The sequence below is a fragment of the Arthrobacter sp. K410C genome (assembly GCF_059090105.1).
Genome location: NZ_JBNHFJ010000001.1, coordinates 674448 through 689511, shown reverse-complemented (window position 1 = coordinate 689511; position 15064 = coordinate 674448). Strand labels below are relative to the sequence as shown.

The following is a 15064-nucleotide window of genomic DNA, read 5'->3' as shown; positions in this document are numbered from 1 at the left end:
TATGGGACTGCTATGCCGTGGATTCCATTGTCCTTGTCCTGGATTCACGGTGCGATGGTTCTATTCAAGAAAATGCCGCGCCGGTACGGGCCGGCAAGAATGTCAGGAGACAGACCCATGGCCATCACTTCTGAGGCCCCACGCACTGCATCACGCCACATCTGGAAGCTATTCGTGTACAGCGGCATAGGTGCATTCATGTTTTTTGTGCCGGTTACGATAGCAGGAAAAAACACGATCATGCTGGACCACATCGTCTCCTTTCTCCAGGCGAGCATCGGCCCGGTTTTGCCCTTCTATGCCCTGGCCGTGATCGTTGCGGGCGCCGGTTACCCGTTCGTTGCCGGAACGTGGAAGAGGTCTGCGGTGGAGGTGGTTTTCTCGCTACTGAAAGTGGTGGGGATGGTGGTGGGTTTCATGATGGTCTTCCGGGTGGGGCCGGCGTGGCTGTTTGAACCCGGCATGGGGCCGTTCCTGTTTGAAAAGCTGGTAATCCCCGTTGGGCTCCTTGTCCCCATCGGTGCCGTGTTCCTTGCCCTGCTGGTCAGCTATGGCCTGCTGGAGTTCATTGGTGTCCTCGTCCAGCGCGTGATGCGTCCGATCTGGCGGACGCCGGGGAGGTCCGCGATCGATGCGGTTGCATCCTTCGTGGGCAGCTATTCGCTTGGCCTCCTGATCACCAACCGGGTCTACAAAGAGGGCAAGTACACGGCCCGTGAGTCTGCCATCATTGCCACAGGATTCTCCACTGTTTCCGCCACCTTTATGGTTATTGTGGCCAAGACCCTGGACCTGATGGGCCAGTGGACTGCCTACTTCTGGATCACCTTCCTGGTCACATTCGCGGTTACGGCCATCACGGTCCGGATCTGGCCATTGAACAGCATCCCGGACGAATACCACCCCGAAGCCGTACCGCAGCCTGAAGAGGACGTTTCCGGACGCCGCCTCTCGGTCGCCTGGCGTGAAGCCCGCCAAACTGTGGAAGCAGCACCTTCGCTCGCGGTCAACGTATGGACCAACGTCAGGGATGGCCTGCTGATGGCGATGGCTATCCTCCCCTCCATCCTTTCCATTGGCCTGCTGGGGCTGGTCCTTGCGACCTACACCCCGGTCTTCGACTGGCTGGGCTTCCTCTTCTATCCCTTTACCTGGGCGCTGCAGCTGCCCGAACCCATGCTCGTAGCAAAGGCCAGCGCCGTTGGTGTTGCAGAAATGTTCCTTCCCGCTCTCCTTGCGGCGGAGGCGGTCCCAGTGGTCAAGTTCGTGGTAGGCGTTGTGTCCGTGTCCGGGATCATCTTCTTCTCCGCCCTGGTTCCCTGCATCATGGCTACGGATATTCCCATCCCGGTCTGGAAGCTGGTTGTTATCTGGTTCCAGCGGGTCGCTCTGACGCTGATCCTTGTGACCCCCATAGCGTTCCTGCTGTTTCCGTCCTAGAGCACGGTCCCGGCTCCATCCGCAGCTTCGGTTGGGGCCGGTGACCCTCGCCGGCCCCGCTTCCCATCCGTGACAACTTCCCCGTTTCGCCGTAGTTTTGCAGCAGGCGGCGGACGGGGGACTGTGGTGGACTTTTTCAATGAGGTGATGGAACCCTTCCGGTGGCTCGTTTCCGTCATCATGCTGGCGTTCCACGGCGGCCTGACCGCCATCGGAATGCCGGCGGGGAGCGGCTGGACGTGGACACTGTCCATCATCGGGCTGGTACTGGTCATCCGCGCGGCCCTGATCCCCGTGTTCCTTGCGCAGGTCCGGGCCCAGCGCCGTATGCGGCTCCTGCAGCCGGACCTGAAGGAGCTCCAGGAAAAATACCGGGGCAAAACTGACCAGCTGTCCCGGCAGGCCATGGCCCAGGAACAGATGGCCCTCTACAAGAAGCACGGCACCAATCCGTTTTCTGCCTGCCTTCCCCTGTTGATCCAGGCGCCGTTCTTCCTGGCCCTGTTCCAGGTCCTCTCCGGCATTTCCGGCGCGGCGGCCAGGGATGAGGGCATCGGAACCCTGAACTCCGCCCAGGCCGCCCAGTTTGACGCCTCCAGCATTTTCGGCGCATCGTTGTCCGCGTCCCTGCTGCACGGCGGAGGCGGTAACCAGGCCGCAGTGGCCATCCTCGCCGTCGCCATGATCCTGGCCATGACGGCCTGCCAGTTCGTCACCCAGAAACTCGTCATGGCACGCAGCCTGGCCGGCCAGGACCCGGAGAATCCCTTGCTCCGCCAGCAAAAAATCCTCCTCTACATCCTGCCGGTGATCTTCGGAGCCGGCGGGATCATCTTCCCCATTGGTGTCCTCATCTACTGGACTGTCTCCAACCTCTGGACCCTGGTACAGCAGTACATGGTGACGCGCAAAGCGTGAGGAGGCGCCCGGACCGCCAGACTCCTGTCTTGGGACGGAATTCACGGGCAGAATGACTCCATGGCCCAGCTGATCTATTCCGGCATCACCTCCTTGGACGGCTACGTCGCGGACCGGAACGGCAGGTTCGACTGGAGCGCACCCGACGAGGAGGTCCACGCCTTTGTGAACGACCTCGAGCGCGACGTCGGGACGTACCTGCTCGGCCGCAGGATCTACGAGGTCATGTCCGTCTGGGAAACAATGGGCACCGCCGGTGACCCGCCGGTAATCCAGGACTACGCACGCATCTGGCAGGGGGCAGACAAGGTTGTCTACTCCACCTCCCTGGTCGGGGTGTCCGCGGCGCGGACCCGGGTGGAACGGGCATTCAGCCCCGACGCCGTCCGCGCCCTGAAAGCGAACACCGACCGCAATATCGGCATCGGCGGCCCCACCCTGGCTGCCCGGGCGCTCGAAGCCGGACTGGTGGACGAATGCCAGCTCTTCCTGAACCCCATTGCCGTAGGCGGCGGCCTGGGCTTCTTCCCCGACGGACTGGAGACAAGGCTCGAACTCCTGGATGAGCGGCGGTTCCGCAACGGCGTGGTCTATTTGCGCTACCGCTGCCTAGCTTGAGGGGCAGAATGGGTCCATGACCCGAATCGCAATCATCGGCGGCCACGGCAAAGTGGCCCTCCGCCTGTCAGCCCTCCTCACGGACGAGGGGCACAGCGTCACCTCGTTCATCCGCAACCCGGACCACGCCGCGGATGTGGCGCAGACGGGAGCAACGCCGTCGGTCCTGGACGTGGAACATGCGACGACGGCGGAACTCGCCGAGGCGCTGCAGGGCCATGACGTGGTGGTCTGGTCCGCCGGTGCCGGCGGCGGCAACCCGGCGCGCACCTATGCCGTGGACCGGGACGCGGCCATCCGCTCCATGGAGGCCGCAGCCCACGCCGGGGTGGACCGGTACGTCATGGTCTCCTACCTGGGGGCAGGCAAGGACCACGGAGTGCCCGAAACCAACAGCTTCTTCCCCTACGCGGAGGCAAAGGCGGCAGCTGACGACTACCTGCGTGGCACGGGGCTGGCATGGACCATCCTGGGACCGGGGGCGCTGACGGACAATCCGGGCACCGGGCGCATCGACGTGGACCCGCCCCGGGACGGCGGCGCGGCAACGTCCCGTGACAACACTGCCAGCGTGGCCGCAGCCGTGATTGAGATGCCGGAAACGGCCGGCCGGACCATCGAGTTCCGCGACGGCTCGCTTCCGGTCGCCGCCGCCCTGGGTTCTTCCTAGCCGGCGGCCGTGAGCTCCAGGTCCAGGGAGTTTTGCTCCACGTAGTCGAGGGCCCGGCGCACGGCGCCGACCGTGACCATGGAGTCGCCCAAGGGTGAGACGGCCACCCGCGGGGGAGTGGCGGTGAACTGCGCCAGGCGTTCGGTAATGGCCTCAAGCAGCATGTCCGCCGAATTGGCCACGGCCCCGCCGATCACCACGAGCTCCGGGTTCAGCAGCGTGGCGACGGCGCCCACTACCCGTGCCATCCGGCCGGCGAGGCGGTCGAGGATCTGCCGGGCGACGGCGTCGCCGGCAGCGGCCGCGGCGAACACCTGTTCCGCCTCGACGCCGCCCGCTGCGTACTTCCGCAGCGCTGTCCCGGCTTTGCCTGCGAGCGCCTCCGCGGCCCAGTTCCGGGCGAGGAAGGCGATACCGTAGGTGTCGCCAACGCCTTCCACCCACTCCAGGAAGGCAAGTTCGCCGGCGCCCCCGTCGCGCCCGTGCAGCAGCCGCCCGTTGTCGATGATGCCGGCACCCAGGCGTTCGCTGGCCAGGATCACCACCACGTCGTCCACTCCGGCTGCCGCTCCCTGCCAGCGGTCCCCAAGTGCGGCGAGGTTGGCGTCGTTTTCCAGCAGTACAGTCCAGCCCCGCATCTCCAGCAGTGCTGTCTTCAGGCCGACGTCGAACAGTTCCCAGAAGTGCTGCTTCACCAGGACGTCCCCGTGGCGGTCCACCGGCGCGGCGATGCCGGCGCACACGGCAAGGACTGCATCCGGGGAGGCGCCGCTGCCCTCCAGCGCCAGCAGGGCGGCCCGGTCGACGACGGCGACGCGTTCTTCGGCTGGGATGTCCGCCCGGGAAAACGCCTGGGTAGCCCTGCCCAGCATCCTGCCGCGGAGATCGGCGACCACCACCGTGGCCTTGGAGACACCCACATCCATGCCCAGGACGTAGCCCGCGCGCTCGTTGAGCTCGAACCGGCGGGCGGGGCGGCCCTTCTGGTATCCGCCAAAGGCGCGCTGGTTCTCCAGCTCCCGGATCCAGCCCCGCGCCATCAGATCCTCGCAGACGGAGATGGCGGTGGCCCGGGTCAGGCCGGTGGCCTCCATGACCTCGGTGACGGTCACCGCCCGGGATGCGCGCAGGAATTCCAGGACTGCTCCTGCGCTGACGCGACGGAGCAGCTGGGGTGTGGCCGGCGTGGGTTCCGTCATGGGTGTTGACCTCTCTCTCGCTGCCCTCCATAATACTTGTGATACTAAATTTAGATTCAATATAAATATGTCCGATTGGGCGCCTCGTTTGCTATGGCACCCATACTGGTGGTTTACATCCTGGCGCGACGGTGGGTACTGTCCGAAGTAAATGCGCGGGGCCGCCAAGTAGACCCAAAAGACCTTGACCAGCCATAACCCAAACGCACAGAAAAGGAAGATCCCTTTGTCCACCACCGCCACGCTGGCAACCCTCTCCGACTCCGACCGCCTCGCTGATCCGAACTGGTGGCGCCAGGCAGCGGTCTACCAGATCTATCCGCGCAGCTTCGCCGACTCCAACGGCGATGGCATCGGCGACCTGAAGGGCATTACCGCGAAGGTCCCGTACCTGAAGGCGCTGGGCATCGACGCCGTGTGGCTGAGCCCCTTCTACCCCTCGGCACTCGCCGACGGCGGCTACGACGTGGATGACTACCGCGACGTGGACCCCAAGCTGGGCACGCTGACGGACTTTGACGAGATGGCCAAGGCCCTGCACGGCGCCGGGATCAAGCTGATCGCGGACATCGTCCCCAACCACTCCTCCGACCGGCACCAATGGTTCAAGGAGGCACTGGCCGCGCCCAAGGGTTCACCCGCCCGCGATCGGTACATCTTCCGTGACGGGAAGGGCCCCAACGGCGAGTTCCCGCCGTCGGACTGGGACTCGGTGTTCGGCGGCCCCGCCTGGGAGCGCATCACCGAACCGGACGGCACTCCCGGCCAGTGGTATATGCACATCTTTGCGAAGGAGCAGCCGGACCTGAACTGGTCCAACCGGGAAGTCCGCGACGACTTCCTCAAGACTCTCCGCTTCTGGTCCGACCGCGGCGTGGACGGCTTCCGCGTGGACGTGGCCCACGCCCTCACCAAGGACCTCACCGAACCGCTGCTGTCCAAGCTGGAACTGAGCGCGGCCAACACCGGCGTTGACGGGTTCGACGACGGCACGCACCCGTTCTGGGACCGCGACGAAGTGCACGAGATCTACGCCGAATGGCGCGAGGTGTTCAACGAGTACAACCCGCCGCGGACCGCCGTCGCCGAGGCCTGGGTGCACGCCACCCGCCGCGCCCGGTACGCCAGCCCGCAGGGCCTGGGCCAGGCTTTCAACTTCGACCTGCTGCAGGCCGATTTCGACGCCGCCGAGTACAGGGAGATCATCACCCGCAACCTGGCCGAGGCAGCCGCCACCGGAGCGTCCTCCACCTGGGTGTTCTCCAACCATGACGTGGTCCGGCACGCCACCCGCTACGGACTGCCCCAGGTGTCAAAGGGCAAAGCGGGCAGCAAGGGCCAGGACGGCAAGGACTGGCTCCTCGCCGGCGGTCCCAAGGACCAGCTGGACGTGGAACTCGGGGAACGCCGCGCCCGCGCCGCCACGCTGCTGATGCTGGCCGTCCCGGGTTCCGCCTACCTGTACCAGGGTGAGGAACTGGGGCTCCAGGAAGTGTCAGAGATTCCCGAATCCGAGCGCCAGGACCCGTCCTTCTTCCGCAACAAGGGCGTGGAGATCGGCCGTGACGGCTGCCGCGTGCCCCTGCCGTGGAAGGTGGAGGGAACGTCCTTCGGCTTCGGTGAGGGCGGCTCGCACCTGCCGCAGCCGGACTGGTTCAGCAAGTACGCCGTGGAAGCCCAGGACGGCACGCAAGGTTCCACCCTGGAGCTGTACCGTGCGGCCCTGAAGCTGCGCCGTGAGCTGCAGACGGACGAGGAACTCGAGTGGGTGGAGACCGGCAACCCTGAGGTCCTGCACTTCCGCCGCCCCAACGGATGGCAGTCTGTCACCAACTTCGGCGGCACCGCCGTCGAGCTTCCCGCGGGGAAGGTGCTGCTCACCAGCGGACCCCTGGAAGACGGCAAGCTGCCCGCCAACACCACCGCATGGCTGCGCTGATGCCCGCACCCGGCACAGGCCGGCAGGCCTTGCAGAAACAGCCCTGATGCAGGAGCTCATCTACGGCTGCATGGGATTGGGCGGCAGCTGGTCCGACGAGCCGCATGGCAGTGCCCAGGTGGACGAGGCCGCTGCCGCCGTCCAGGCAGCCCTGGACGCCGGCATCACCCTGTTCGACCACGCGGATATCTACCGAAGCGGCAAGTCCGAGGCCGTCTTCGGCGAGGTGCTGGCCGGCACGCCGGGCCTGCGGGACCGGATCCGGCTGCAGACCAAATGCGGGATCAGGCTGAACGAACGCGGCCTGCAGACGCATTACGACCTGAGCCGGGAAGCCATCCTGGAACGGGTCAACGGGAGCCTGAAGCGGCTGCGCACTGACTACGTGGACATCCTCCTGCTGCACCGCCCGGACCCGCTGGCAGACCCCGCAGAGGTGGCGTCCGCCGTCGGGCAGCTGATGGCGGAAGGCAAGGTCCGGCAGCTGGGCGTGTCCAACATGTCCGGGGCGCAGATCGAGGTGCTGCAGGACCGGCTGGAAACGCCCGTGGTGGCCAACCAGCTGGAGATGAGCCTGTTGAAGCGGGCCTGGCTGGAAAGCCAGGTGCTGGTGAACCATCCGGAACACCTGGACTACAGCTTTCCGCACGGCACCGTGGAGTACTGCACCCGTCACTCCATCACCCTGCAGGCCTACGGTTCCCTGGCCCGGGGCGTCTACACCGGCGCGGAACCGGAAAGCCCCACTTCCGCGGATGCTTCCACCGCGGAGCTCGTGGCGCAGCTGGCGGGGGAGTACGGGACGTCCGGGGAGGCGGTCCTGCTCGGCTGGCTGATGAAGCACCCGGCCGGCATTGCACCGGTGATCGGCACGGTCAACCCAGGCCGCATCCGCGCCTGTGCCGACGCCGCGAAGGCCGCCGCCGCCATGTCCCGGGCCGACTGGTACCGGCTCTGGGTGACCGCGCGTGGCAGCAACATCCCCTGACCACCAGTTGCGCAGCAGCACGGGCCGTTCCGGCCGCCGGAACGGCCCGTGCTGCTGCGTCTTTTCCACCCGGCGGGGTCACATCCCGTTTAGTTCGTATTGATCCTCACAAGCTGGCCATTTTCGTCGCCGCGCCGCTTGCAGGGCGGATACTGTAGAAAGCATGACGTCTACCATCGCCACCGAGACCGTAAGGCCGGAACGCAATATCCCCGCAGAAATCGCCCGCTCCTGGCTGCTGGTTAATGCCATGAAGACCGAGCTTTTTGACCAGTCGGCAGTTTCCCGCGCCGACTCGATCATCCTGGATATTGAAGATGCAGTGGACCCCTCGCAGAAGGACCAGGCGCGCGGCAACGTCGTCGACTGGCTGACCGCCGGCGGCAAGGCATGGGTCCGCATCAATGACGCCACCAGCCCGTTCTGGGCCGACGACCTCGCAGGCCTCCGCGGCACCCCCGGGCTCCTGGGCGTCATGCTCGCCAAGACCGAATCCGCGGACCAGGTCACCGAAAGCTTCCACCGGATGGACGGCAAGACACCCGTCATCCCGCTGGTGGAATCCGCCGTCGGCATTGAGGAAGCCAACAACATCGCCAAGGCCCAGGGCGCGTTCCGCCTGGCTTTCGGCTCCGGCGACTTCCGCCGCGATACGGGCATGGCTGCCACCCCGGAGGCCATGGCCTACCCCCGCGCCAAGCTCGTGGTCGCCAGCCGCGTGGGCAACCTCCCGGGCCCCATCGACGGACCCACGGTGGGCACCAACCACCCCATCCTGCGCGAACAGACCGGCATCACGGTGATGATGGGCATGACGGGCAAGCTGTGCCTTGCCATCGACCAGACTCCGGTCATCAACGAGGTCATCAGCCCCACCCCGTCCGACGTCGCCTGGGCCACCGACTTCATGACCGACTTCGAAGCCAACGGCCGCGTCATCCGCGACGGCTCAGATCTTCCCCGCCTGGGCCGCGCCGAAAAAATCATGAAGCTCGCAGTGGCCTTCGGAGTCCAGCCCGCGCTCTGATGCCCCACCCGCTTTCCTCCGGGACCCCGTTGGCCGATACCCGTTATCTGGTCCACGGGGTCTCTTGGGATGGGCCGCCGGCGTCAAGGGCAGCGGACGACGGCGGTGCGCCGGTCCTGCGCCTCCAGTCACCGTCCGGCGCCTTCCGGCAGGTCAGCCTCCACCCGGAGGCCAGGCTCGGCTTTCGCGTTGAGGACCCGGCAAAATCCTGCCTGGGGCACCTGCGCGTCCACTCCTCCACACGCCGCGACCACGTCCTGTGCGCGGCGGGCGCCCCGGCGGCCCGGGGCAAGCAGTGCGAGCGCTGCTTCATGCTGGACGAGTCACGGCTCATCCACGACTTCCACCGGGGCGGCCGCGTCACCCCCGGGCTGCGCGCGTACCTGATGCAGGAACACTGGCTGTATGTGGCCACCTTCGCGGGCGGTGCCAGCAAGGTGGGAACAGCATCCGGACCGCGGAAGTGGAACCGGCTGGCAGAGCAGGGCGCCGCGGCGGCCCGGTATGTGGCCCGCGCCCGGGACGGCAAGGTGGTCCGGATCCTCGAGGACCTGGTCACGGCCGAAGCCGGCCTGTCCCAGCAAGTCAGGTCCGCCGCCAAAGCCGAGGCACTGCTCCGGCCGCTACCCGCTCCCGAACTGGATGCCACCAACGCCCGCCGCGCCGCCGAAGCCCGTGCACTGCTGGCGCATACCGCCGTCGAAGGGTTCACGGTGGTGGACGAACCCTGGATCCGTCCCAGGCAGGCATCCGTCCTGCACGGCCCGGGCGCCCGCCACCCGTACCCGCACCCGCTGGACAGCGGTGGGCACGGCTTCGAGATCATGGGGCTGAGCGGGCACAACGCCCTGGCCCGGCTGGACGGCACGGATGCCGCCTTCGTGGTGAACCTTGCCCAACTGGGCGCCCGCACCCTCATCCTGGGCGACTTCGCCTCCGAGGTCCCGGCCCTGCAGGAAGCCCTGTTCTGAACCGTTGCACCGAGGCCCGGTAAACTGGCCGGGTGCTGAACGAATTCTGGGCCACCGCGCCAACCCGCTACAAAGTCTTGGTCTTCAGCGCGATGGGGCTCATCGCCGTCGGCATCATCCTGAACCTGGTGGGCAACACCAGCGGCAACCAGGGGCTGGCCATGGCCTCCCTCCCGCTGATCGGGCTGGGCCTGGTCCTGCACGTGGCCGGAATGGTGGTCCGCGGCCAGGCCATCCGGAAGCGGCTGCGCCGGTAGGGTTCCCTGCCCCCTGGCCGGGACGCGCTTTTCTGCCCTCCAGCAGGCGGGCGATAGGCTGGAGGCCATGACTATCAATCCGGACCTGCAGGGCCGCAGCTACCCTGCCGCTGAGGTGTACGACGTCGGCCGCGAGAAAATCCGCGAGTTCGCCCGCGCCGTGAAAGCCACCCATCCTGCGCACTTCGACGTCGACGCCGCCAAGGCCCTGGGCCACAATGACCTGGTGGCCCCGCCCACCTTCGCCATCATCATCGCCCAACGCGCCGACGCCCAGCTCATCGAGGATCCGGAAGCCGGCATCGACTTCTCCCGCGTGGTCCACGCGGACCAGCGCTTCACCCACCACCGCCCTATCTTCGCCGGCGACCGGCTGGTGGCCGAACTCCACGTGGACGGCGTCCGTGCCATGGGCGGCGGTGCGATGATCACCACCCGTTCCGAAATTTTCGCCCTGGCCGCGGACGAGTCCCGTGAGCAGGTCACCACCACCACGTCATCCATCCTGGTCCGCGGAGAGGGACAGTAGCCATGAGCCCCAGCATCCACGAACTCAGCGCCGGCCAGGAGATCGGCAGCCGCACCGTCGAGGTCACCCGCGCCGACCTGGTCAAGTACGCCGGCGCCTCCGGTGACTTCAACCCCATCCACTGGAACGAGGCCTTCGCCACCAGCGTGGAACTGCCCGGCGTCATCGCCCACGGCATGTTCACCATGGGCTCGGCCGTCCAGCTGGTGACCGACTGGGCAGGCGACCCGGCCGCCGTCGTCGACTTCCAGACCCGCTTCACCAAGCCGGTCCTGGTCACGGACACCACCGGCACGGAGCAGCCCGGGGCCACCATCGAGGTGAGCGGCACCATTGGAAAGCTCGACGCCGAGGCCGGCACCGCACGCGTCGACCTCACCGTTGGCTCGGCCGGCCAAAAAGTCCTGATGAAGGCCCAAGCCGTCGTCAGGCTTTCCTGAGCGGGCACGTTGACACCCAGGCAAGGCACAGGGGCAACTGTCACCGCCGGTGAAGTCACCCGCTGGCGCAACGCCGTGGTGGTGGCCTACGCCGCCAGCGGGCTGGCGTTTGCCTCCTGGGTGTCCCGCCTCCCGGCCATCCGGGACGCGCTGGACCTCACCCCGGGCAACGTGGGGGTACTCCTGCTCTGCATGACGCTCGGTTCCTTCGCGTCCGTTTCAGCCTCCGGGCTGATCGTGCTCCGCCTGGGTTCGAAGCGGACCATCCGGACCGGCAGCATCATGGTGGGCGTGGGCCTGCTGATGACCGGTGCCGGTACCTCGGTCCTAGCCAGCCCGGTGGCCACCGCGCTGGGCCTGGCCGTCATCGGGCTGGGCACCGGCAGCTGGAACACCGCGTCCAACGTTGAGGGCGCGGCGGTTGAGCGGGCCGTTGGCCGGCACATCATGCCGCGGCTTCACGGCGCGTTCAGCCTGGGGACTGTGGCCGGCGCCGGGCTGGGTGCGGCAGCGGCCGCCGTGTCCCTGCCGGTGGCGTCGCATCTGGCCGCTGCCGGCGTGGTGGTGGCCGTTTCCGTAGCGACGGCGGCGTCCTGGTTCCGTGCCGACATCACCCCGGTTCCGGCCGAGCGGACGTACACCCCGGACAACTTCGAGGACCCCAGCACCGGGCCGATTCCCGTCATCTCTCCAGGCACTTCGAAGTCCGCCCACGAGCCCCTGGACAACAAACGCAAGATCGCCCAGGCCTGGCGGGACCGGCGCACCCTCCTCCTGGGGGTGTTGGTGCTGGGCCTCGCCCTGGCCGAAGGGGCGGCGGGGGACTGGGTGGCACTGGCACTGGCGGACGGCCACGGCCAGTCAGACGCCGCCGGTGCTGCCGGATACGGGCTCTTTGTCACGTTCATGACCATCGGACGGTTCGCCGGAACCCTGGTCCTGGACCGGTTCGGGCGGGTGCCGGTGATGCGCTGGTGCGCGGCGATGGCGGTTGCCGGACTTGGCTTGTTCGTCTTTGCGCCGGTGCCCTGGCTGGCATTCGTTGGCCTGGCGGTGTGGGGCCTGGGCGCATCCCTGGGGTTCCCGGTGGGCATGTCCGCTGCGGCCGACGACCCCGCCAAAGCTGCCGCCCGGGTCTCCGTGGTGTCCACCATCGGATACGGGGCCTTCCTCTGCGGCCCGCCTCTGCTGGGGCTGCTGGCCGAGCACGTGGGCATCCTGCACTCGCTGCTCGCCGTCATGGTGATGCTGGTGGTGAGCTTCCTGCTCTCGCCCGTGGCCCGGAAGCTTGCCTGAGGTTATTGGAAGTTACTGCGCCCGGACAGTAACTATCAAGTACTGTTGTTTGGTGAATTCCACCCTGCTTTCCTCCCTGACCACCTCCGCCGTCGGCGGTCCTGCCGGCAGCTTTATCGAGGTACGGACTGAGGCCGAAATCATCGACGCCATCCGCACAGCGGATGCGGCCGGCGAGCAGGTGCTGATTATCAGCGGTGGCTCCAACCTTCTGATTTCCGACGACGGGTTCCCCGGCACGGTCGTAAAGATTGCCTCCGAAGGGTTCACCGTGAATGCCGAGGACTCGTGCGGCGGCGTGGCCGTGGTGGTCCAGGCGGGTCACAACTGGGACATACTGGTGGAGCACGCCGTCCGCCATGCCTGGTCCGGGATCGAAGCGCTTTCCGGCATACCCGGTTCCACGGGTGCGACTCCCGTCCAGAACGTGGGTGCCTACGGCGCCGACGTCTCCCAGACAATCGCAGCGGTGCGCACCTGGGACCGCGAGCGGAACGCCGTGAAGACCTTCACCAACTCCGAGCTGCAGTTCGGCTACCGCGACTCCATCCTCAAGCGGACCACCGTCAACGGTTCACCCCGCTACATCGTGCTCACCGTCGAATTCCAGCTTCCGCTCGGCCGGATGAGCGCACCCATCCGCTATGCCGAACTTGCCCGTGCCCTGGGAGTCGAGCCCGGCAAGCGCGCCTATGCCACGGACGTGCGCCGCGAGGTGCTCCGGCTGCGGGCCTCGAAGGGCATGGTGTGGGACGCCGCTGACAGGGACACCTATTCCACGGGCTCGTTCTTCACCAATCCCATCGTTCCCGCGGAGGTGGCTGAGGCGTTGCCGGAGTCCGCGCCGCGTTACCCGGCGGGAGCCGACGGACTGGTGAAGCTTTCGGCTGCGTGGCTCATCGACCAGGCAGGCTTCGGGAAAGGCTTCGGCCTGGAACAGGACAGTGTGTCGGGCGGACGGGCGTCGCTGTCCACCAAGCACACGCTGGCTATCACCAACCGCGGCGCAGCCCGGGCGGCAGATGTGGTGGCCGTGGCCCGCGAGGTGCGGGCCGGCGTCGAACGCCGCTTCGGCATTGAACTGCACCCCGAGCCGCTGCTTATCGGGCTGGAGCTGTAGTCCGCTCAGCGTCCGGCGAGCCCTGCCGGAGTACTTCCGCAGCGGCCATGAGGGCTGACGCCCAGCCGGTGAGGGCCAGGTAGATGCCCATAAACAGCCAGACCAGCAGGCCCGGTGCCTGGGGGTTTGCCGCCCCCGCAGTGATGCAGGTGGCCAGCCCGGTGACGGCCACGGCGAGTGACAGGATCCAGAGGAGACGGGCTGCCCGTGGGTGCTGCCGCCAGTCCCGGTGGATGCGGACGCCGTTGGGGCTGACCGCGATTGCGGGGAACAGGACGGCGTAGCCGCCTCCAAGGCTCAGGGCGAGGGAGGGGAGCAGCAGAAGGGGGTTTGACCGCCCCGCGCTGAGGAACGCGGAGAGGGAAATGAGTCCCAGCGCAGTTCCTGCCAGGACGCCCAGCGTCCCGCCGATCATCCATCTCCTGGTTTTACGCGCAGGCAACTGCCACAAACTCCCCAAAGTCATGGTTCTACCCTAGCCGCCGTGTTGCGTGCTCCGCCGCGACCGTAGGATGAGGGCATGGCTGCGCAGGCGGGTAACCGGATTGACGGCAGGACGCTGGGCCGGCTGCGGCTGGTGTCCCAAAGGCTGCTGGCCCAGGGCCTGCCGGCAGCCGGGGAGGCCACGGACTCCCCGGCAGGCGTGGTCCGTTGGATGACGGCCATGCAGGCACAGGACCTGCAGGCGGCTTTGTGGGCTGTTGGCGTTCGGCTTCCCGGCTCCGGTATCAGCGCCATGCGGGCTGCACTCGACACCGGAAGCGTGGTGAGGTCCTGGCCGATGCGGGGAACCCTGCACCTGGTGGCGCCCGAGGACCTGGGCTGGATGCTGGAGCTTACAGCGGACCGGCTGACCAAGGGCATCGCCGCCCGGCACCGGGAACTCGGGATCACCTGGGCGGATGTCGAAAAGTGCCGGGATCTCGCGCTCGACCGTCTCGCAGCCGCCGGGCCGGCCAGCCGTAGTGAGCTGTTCAGTGTTTTCAATGCCGCGGGGCAGCCTACGCAGGGGCAACGGGGCGTCCACATCTTGGGAACGCTATGCCGGCACGGCTGGCTGGTGCAGGGGCCGCTGGCCGGAAACCAGCAACTGCTGGTGGCGTTTGATCAGTGGATTCCGCAGTCCCGGCGCTTGGAGCGGGCGGAGGCGGTTGCAGAGTGGCTGCTCCGTTACTTCCGCAGCCATGGCCCGGCCACCGTCCGTGACTTCGCCTGGTGGACCCAGATTCCCTTGACTGAAGTCCGGTCCGCTTTGGAGGAGATCCGCGGCGAGCTGGTGGAGCTCAAGTTTGACGGTACGGGCTACTGGATGTCCCCGGAGACCGCCGTGCTGCTGGAAGGCAGGGTCCAGGGCGGCCGCTCCGTCCTGCTGCTGCCCGGCTTCGACGAGTTCCTGCTGGGCTACACCGACCGGAGCCTTGTCCTGCCGCCCGAGCATGCCAACCTGGTTGTTCCCGGCGGCAATGGGGTCTTCAAGAAGACGATTGTTGCGGCAGGCGAGGTGATCGGCACCTGGGCCGTTGCGGGCAAAGGCCAGCGCGCCGCCGTCGTACCCGAACTCTTTGACGGCAACCGCCCGCTTGGCCCGGCAGCGCAGGCAGCCTTCGACAAGGCTTCCCGGCGGTACCGGGATTTCCTCGCCACCTGAGCCG

The 15064-nt window shown here is 67.1% G+C and carries 16 protein-coding genes; 14 read left to right on the top strand and 2 right to left on the bottom strand.

The window, feature by feature from the left end; all coding sequences use genetic code 11:
* Positions 1 to 117: 117 nt before the first annotated feature.
* From AC5RU7_RS03285 to AC5RU7_RS03270, 4 genes are all read left to right on the top strand, one after another.
* A complete protein-coding gene (locus tag AC5RU7_RS03285; protein WP_494051039.1) occupies positions 118 to 1440 on the top strand; it encodes a YjiH family protein in 1323 nt (440 codons plus the stop codon).
* 69 nt (positions 1441 to 1509) lie between these two features.
* Complete coding sequence (yidC, locus tag AC5RU7_RS03280; protein ID WP_494051038.1) at positions 1510 to 2358, top strand: membrane protein insertase YidC; 849 nt, start codon at positions 1510 to 1512, stop codon at positions 2356 to 2358.
* A gap of 60 nt (positions 2359 to 2418) precedes the next feature.
* Entirely contained in the window at positions 2419 to 2976 is a 558-nt protein-coding gene (locus tag AC5RU7_RS03275) for a dihydrofolate reductase family protein (RefSeq protein ID WP_494051037.1), read from the top strand.
* A gap of 16 nt (positions 2977 to 2992) precedes the next feature.
* Positions 2993 to 3646 (top strand): SDR family oxidoreductase, encoded by a 654-nt coding sequence (locus tag AC5RU7_RS03270; RefSeq protein ID WP_494051036.1) that lies wholly within the window; start codon positions 2993 to 2995, stop codon positions 3644 to 3646.
* On the opposite strand, the gene AC5RU7_RS03265 is transcribed toward AC5RU7_RS03270, so the two are convergent.
* Positions 3643 to 4845 carry an ROK family transcriptional regulator gene (locus AC5RU7_RS03265; protein ID WP_494008975.1) on the bottom strand — a complete coding sequence of 401 codons (1203 nt, stop codon included), beginning with the start codon at positions 4843 to 4845 and terminating at the stop codon, positions 3643 to 3645. The two genes, AC5RU7_RS03270 and AC5RU7_RS03265, sit on opposite strands and share 4 nt — an antisense overlap.
* A 226-nt stretch (positions 4846 to 5071) precedes the next feature.
* Between AC5RU7_RS03265 and AC5RU7_RS03260 the strand changes: the two genes are divergently transcribed.
* The 9 genes from AC5RU7_RS03260 to AC5RU7_RS03220 all read left to right on the top strand — a co-directional run bounded on the left by AC5RU7_RS03260 (position 5072) and on the right by AC5RU7_RS03220 (position 13412).
* Positions 5072 to 6784: a glycoside hydrolase family 13 protein gene (locus AC5RU7_RS03260; protein WP_494051035.1), complete on the top strand. Its 1713-nt coding sequence runs from the start codon at positions 5072 to 5074 to the stop codon at positions 6782 to 6784.
* Positions 6785 to 6830: 46 nt separating this feature from the next.
* Positions 6831 to 7772, top strand: a complete 942-nt coding sequence (locus tag AC5RU7_RS03255) for an aldo/keto reductase (RefSeq protein WP_494051034.1) — start codon at positions 6831 to 6833, stop codon at positions 7770 to 7772.
* 163 nt (positions 7773 to 7935) lie between these two features.
* Positions 7936 to 8799, top strand: coding sequence for an HpcH/HpaI aldolase/citrate lyase family protein (locus tag AC5RU7_RS03250; RefSeq protein WP_494008972.1), 864 nt, complete (start codon positions 7936 to 7938; stop codon positions 8797 to 8799).
* Entirely contained in the window at positions 8799 to 9770 is a 972-nt protein-coding gene (locus AC5RU7_RS03245; protein WP_494051033.1) for a DUF2797 domain-containing protein, read from the top strand. Before AC5RU7_RS03250 ends, AC5RU7_RS03245 begins: the two co-directional genes overlap by 1 nt.
* Before the next feature lie 32 nt (positions 9771 to 9802).
* Positions 9803 to 10027 carry a DUF3188 domain-containing protein gene (locus AC5RU7_RS03240; protein WP_133345727.1) on the top strand — a complete coding sequence of 75 codons (225 nt, stop codon included), beginning with the start codon at positions 9803 to 9805 and terminating at the stop codon, positions 10025 to 10027.
* Between the two features lie 67 nt (positions 10028 to 10094).
* Positions 10095 to 10556: an FAS1-like dehydratase domain-containing protein gene (locus tag AC5RU7_RS03235; protein ID WP_494008970.1), complete on the top strand. Its 462-nt coding sequence runs from the start codon at positions 10095 to 10097 to the stop codon at positions 10554 to 10556.
* A 2-nt stretch (positions 10557 to 10558) separates the two neighbouring features.
* The gene (locus AC5RU7_RS03230; RefSeq protein WP_494051032.1) at positions 10559 to 10996 is read left to right on the top strand and encodes a MaoC family dehydratase; all 438 of its coding nucleotides are present in this window, start codon (positions 10559 to 10561) and stop codon (positions 10994 to 10996) included.
* 9 nt (positions 10997 to 11005) lie between these two features.
* Entirely contained in the window at positions 11006 to 12292 is a 1287-nt protein-coding gene (locus tag AC5RU7_RS03225; RefSeq protein ID WP_494051031.1) for an MFS transporter, read from the top strand.
* 52 nt (positions 12293 to 12344) lie between these two features.
* Complete coding sequence (locus AC5RU7_RS03220) at positions 12345 to 13412, top strand: UDP-N-acetylmuramate dehydrogenase (protein ID WP_494051030.1); 1068 nt, start codon at positions 12345 to 12347, stop codon at positions 13410 to 13412.
* On the opposite strand, the gene AC5RU7_RS03215 is transcribed toward AC5RU7_RS03220, so the two are convergent.
* A complete protein-coding gene (locus tag AC5RU7_RS03215; RefSeq protein WP_494051029.1) occupies positions 13393 to 13827 on the bottom strand; it encodes a hypothetical protein in 435 nt (144 codons plus the stop codon). The two genes, AC5RU7_RS03220 and AC5RU7_RS03215, sit on opposite strands and share 20 nt — an antisense overlap.
* 105 nt (positions 13828 to 13932) lie before the next feature.
* Between AC5RU7_RS03215 and AC5RU7_RS03210 the strand changes: the two genes are divergently transcribed.
* Entirely contained in the window at positions 13933 to 15060 is a 1128-nt protein-coding gene (locus tag AC5RU7_RS03210) for a winged helix DNA-binding domain-containing protein (protein WP_494051028.1), read from the top strand.
* Positions 15061 to 15064 lie beyond the last annotated feature (4 nt).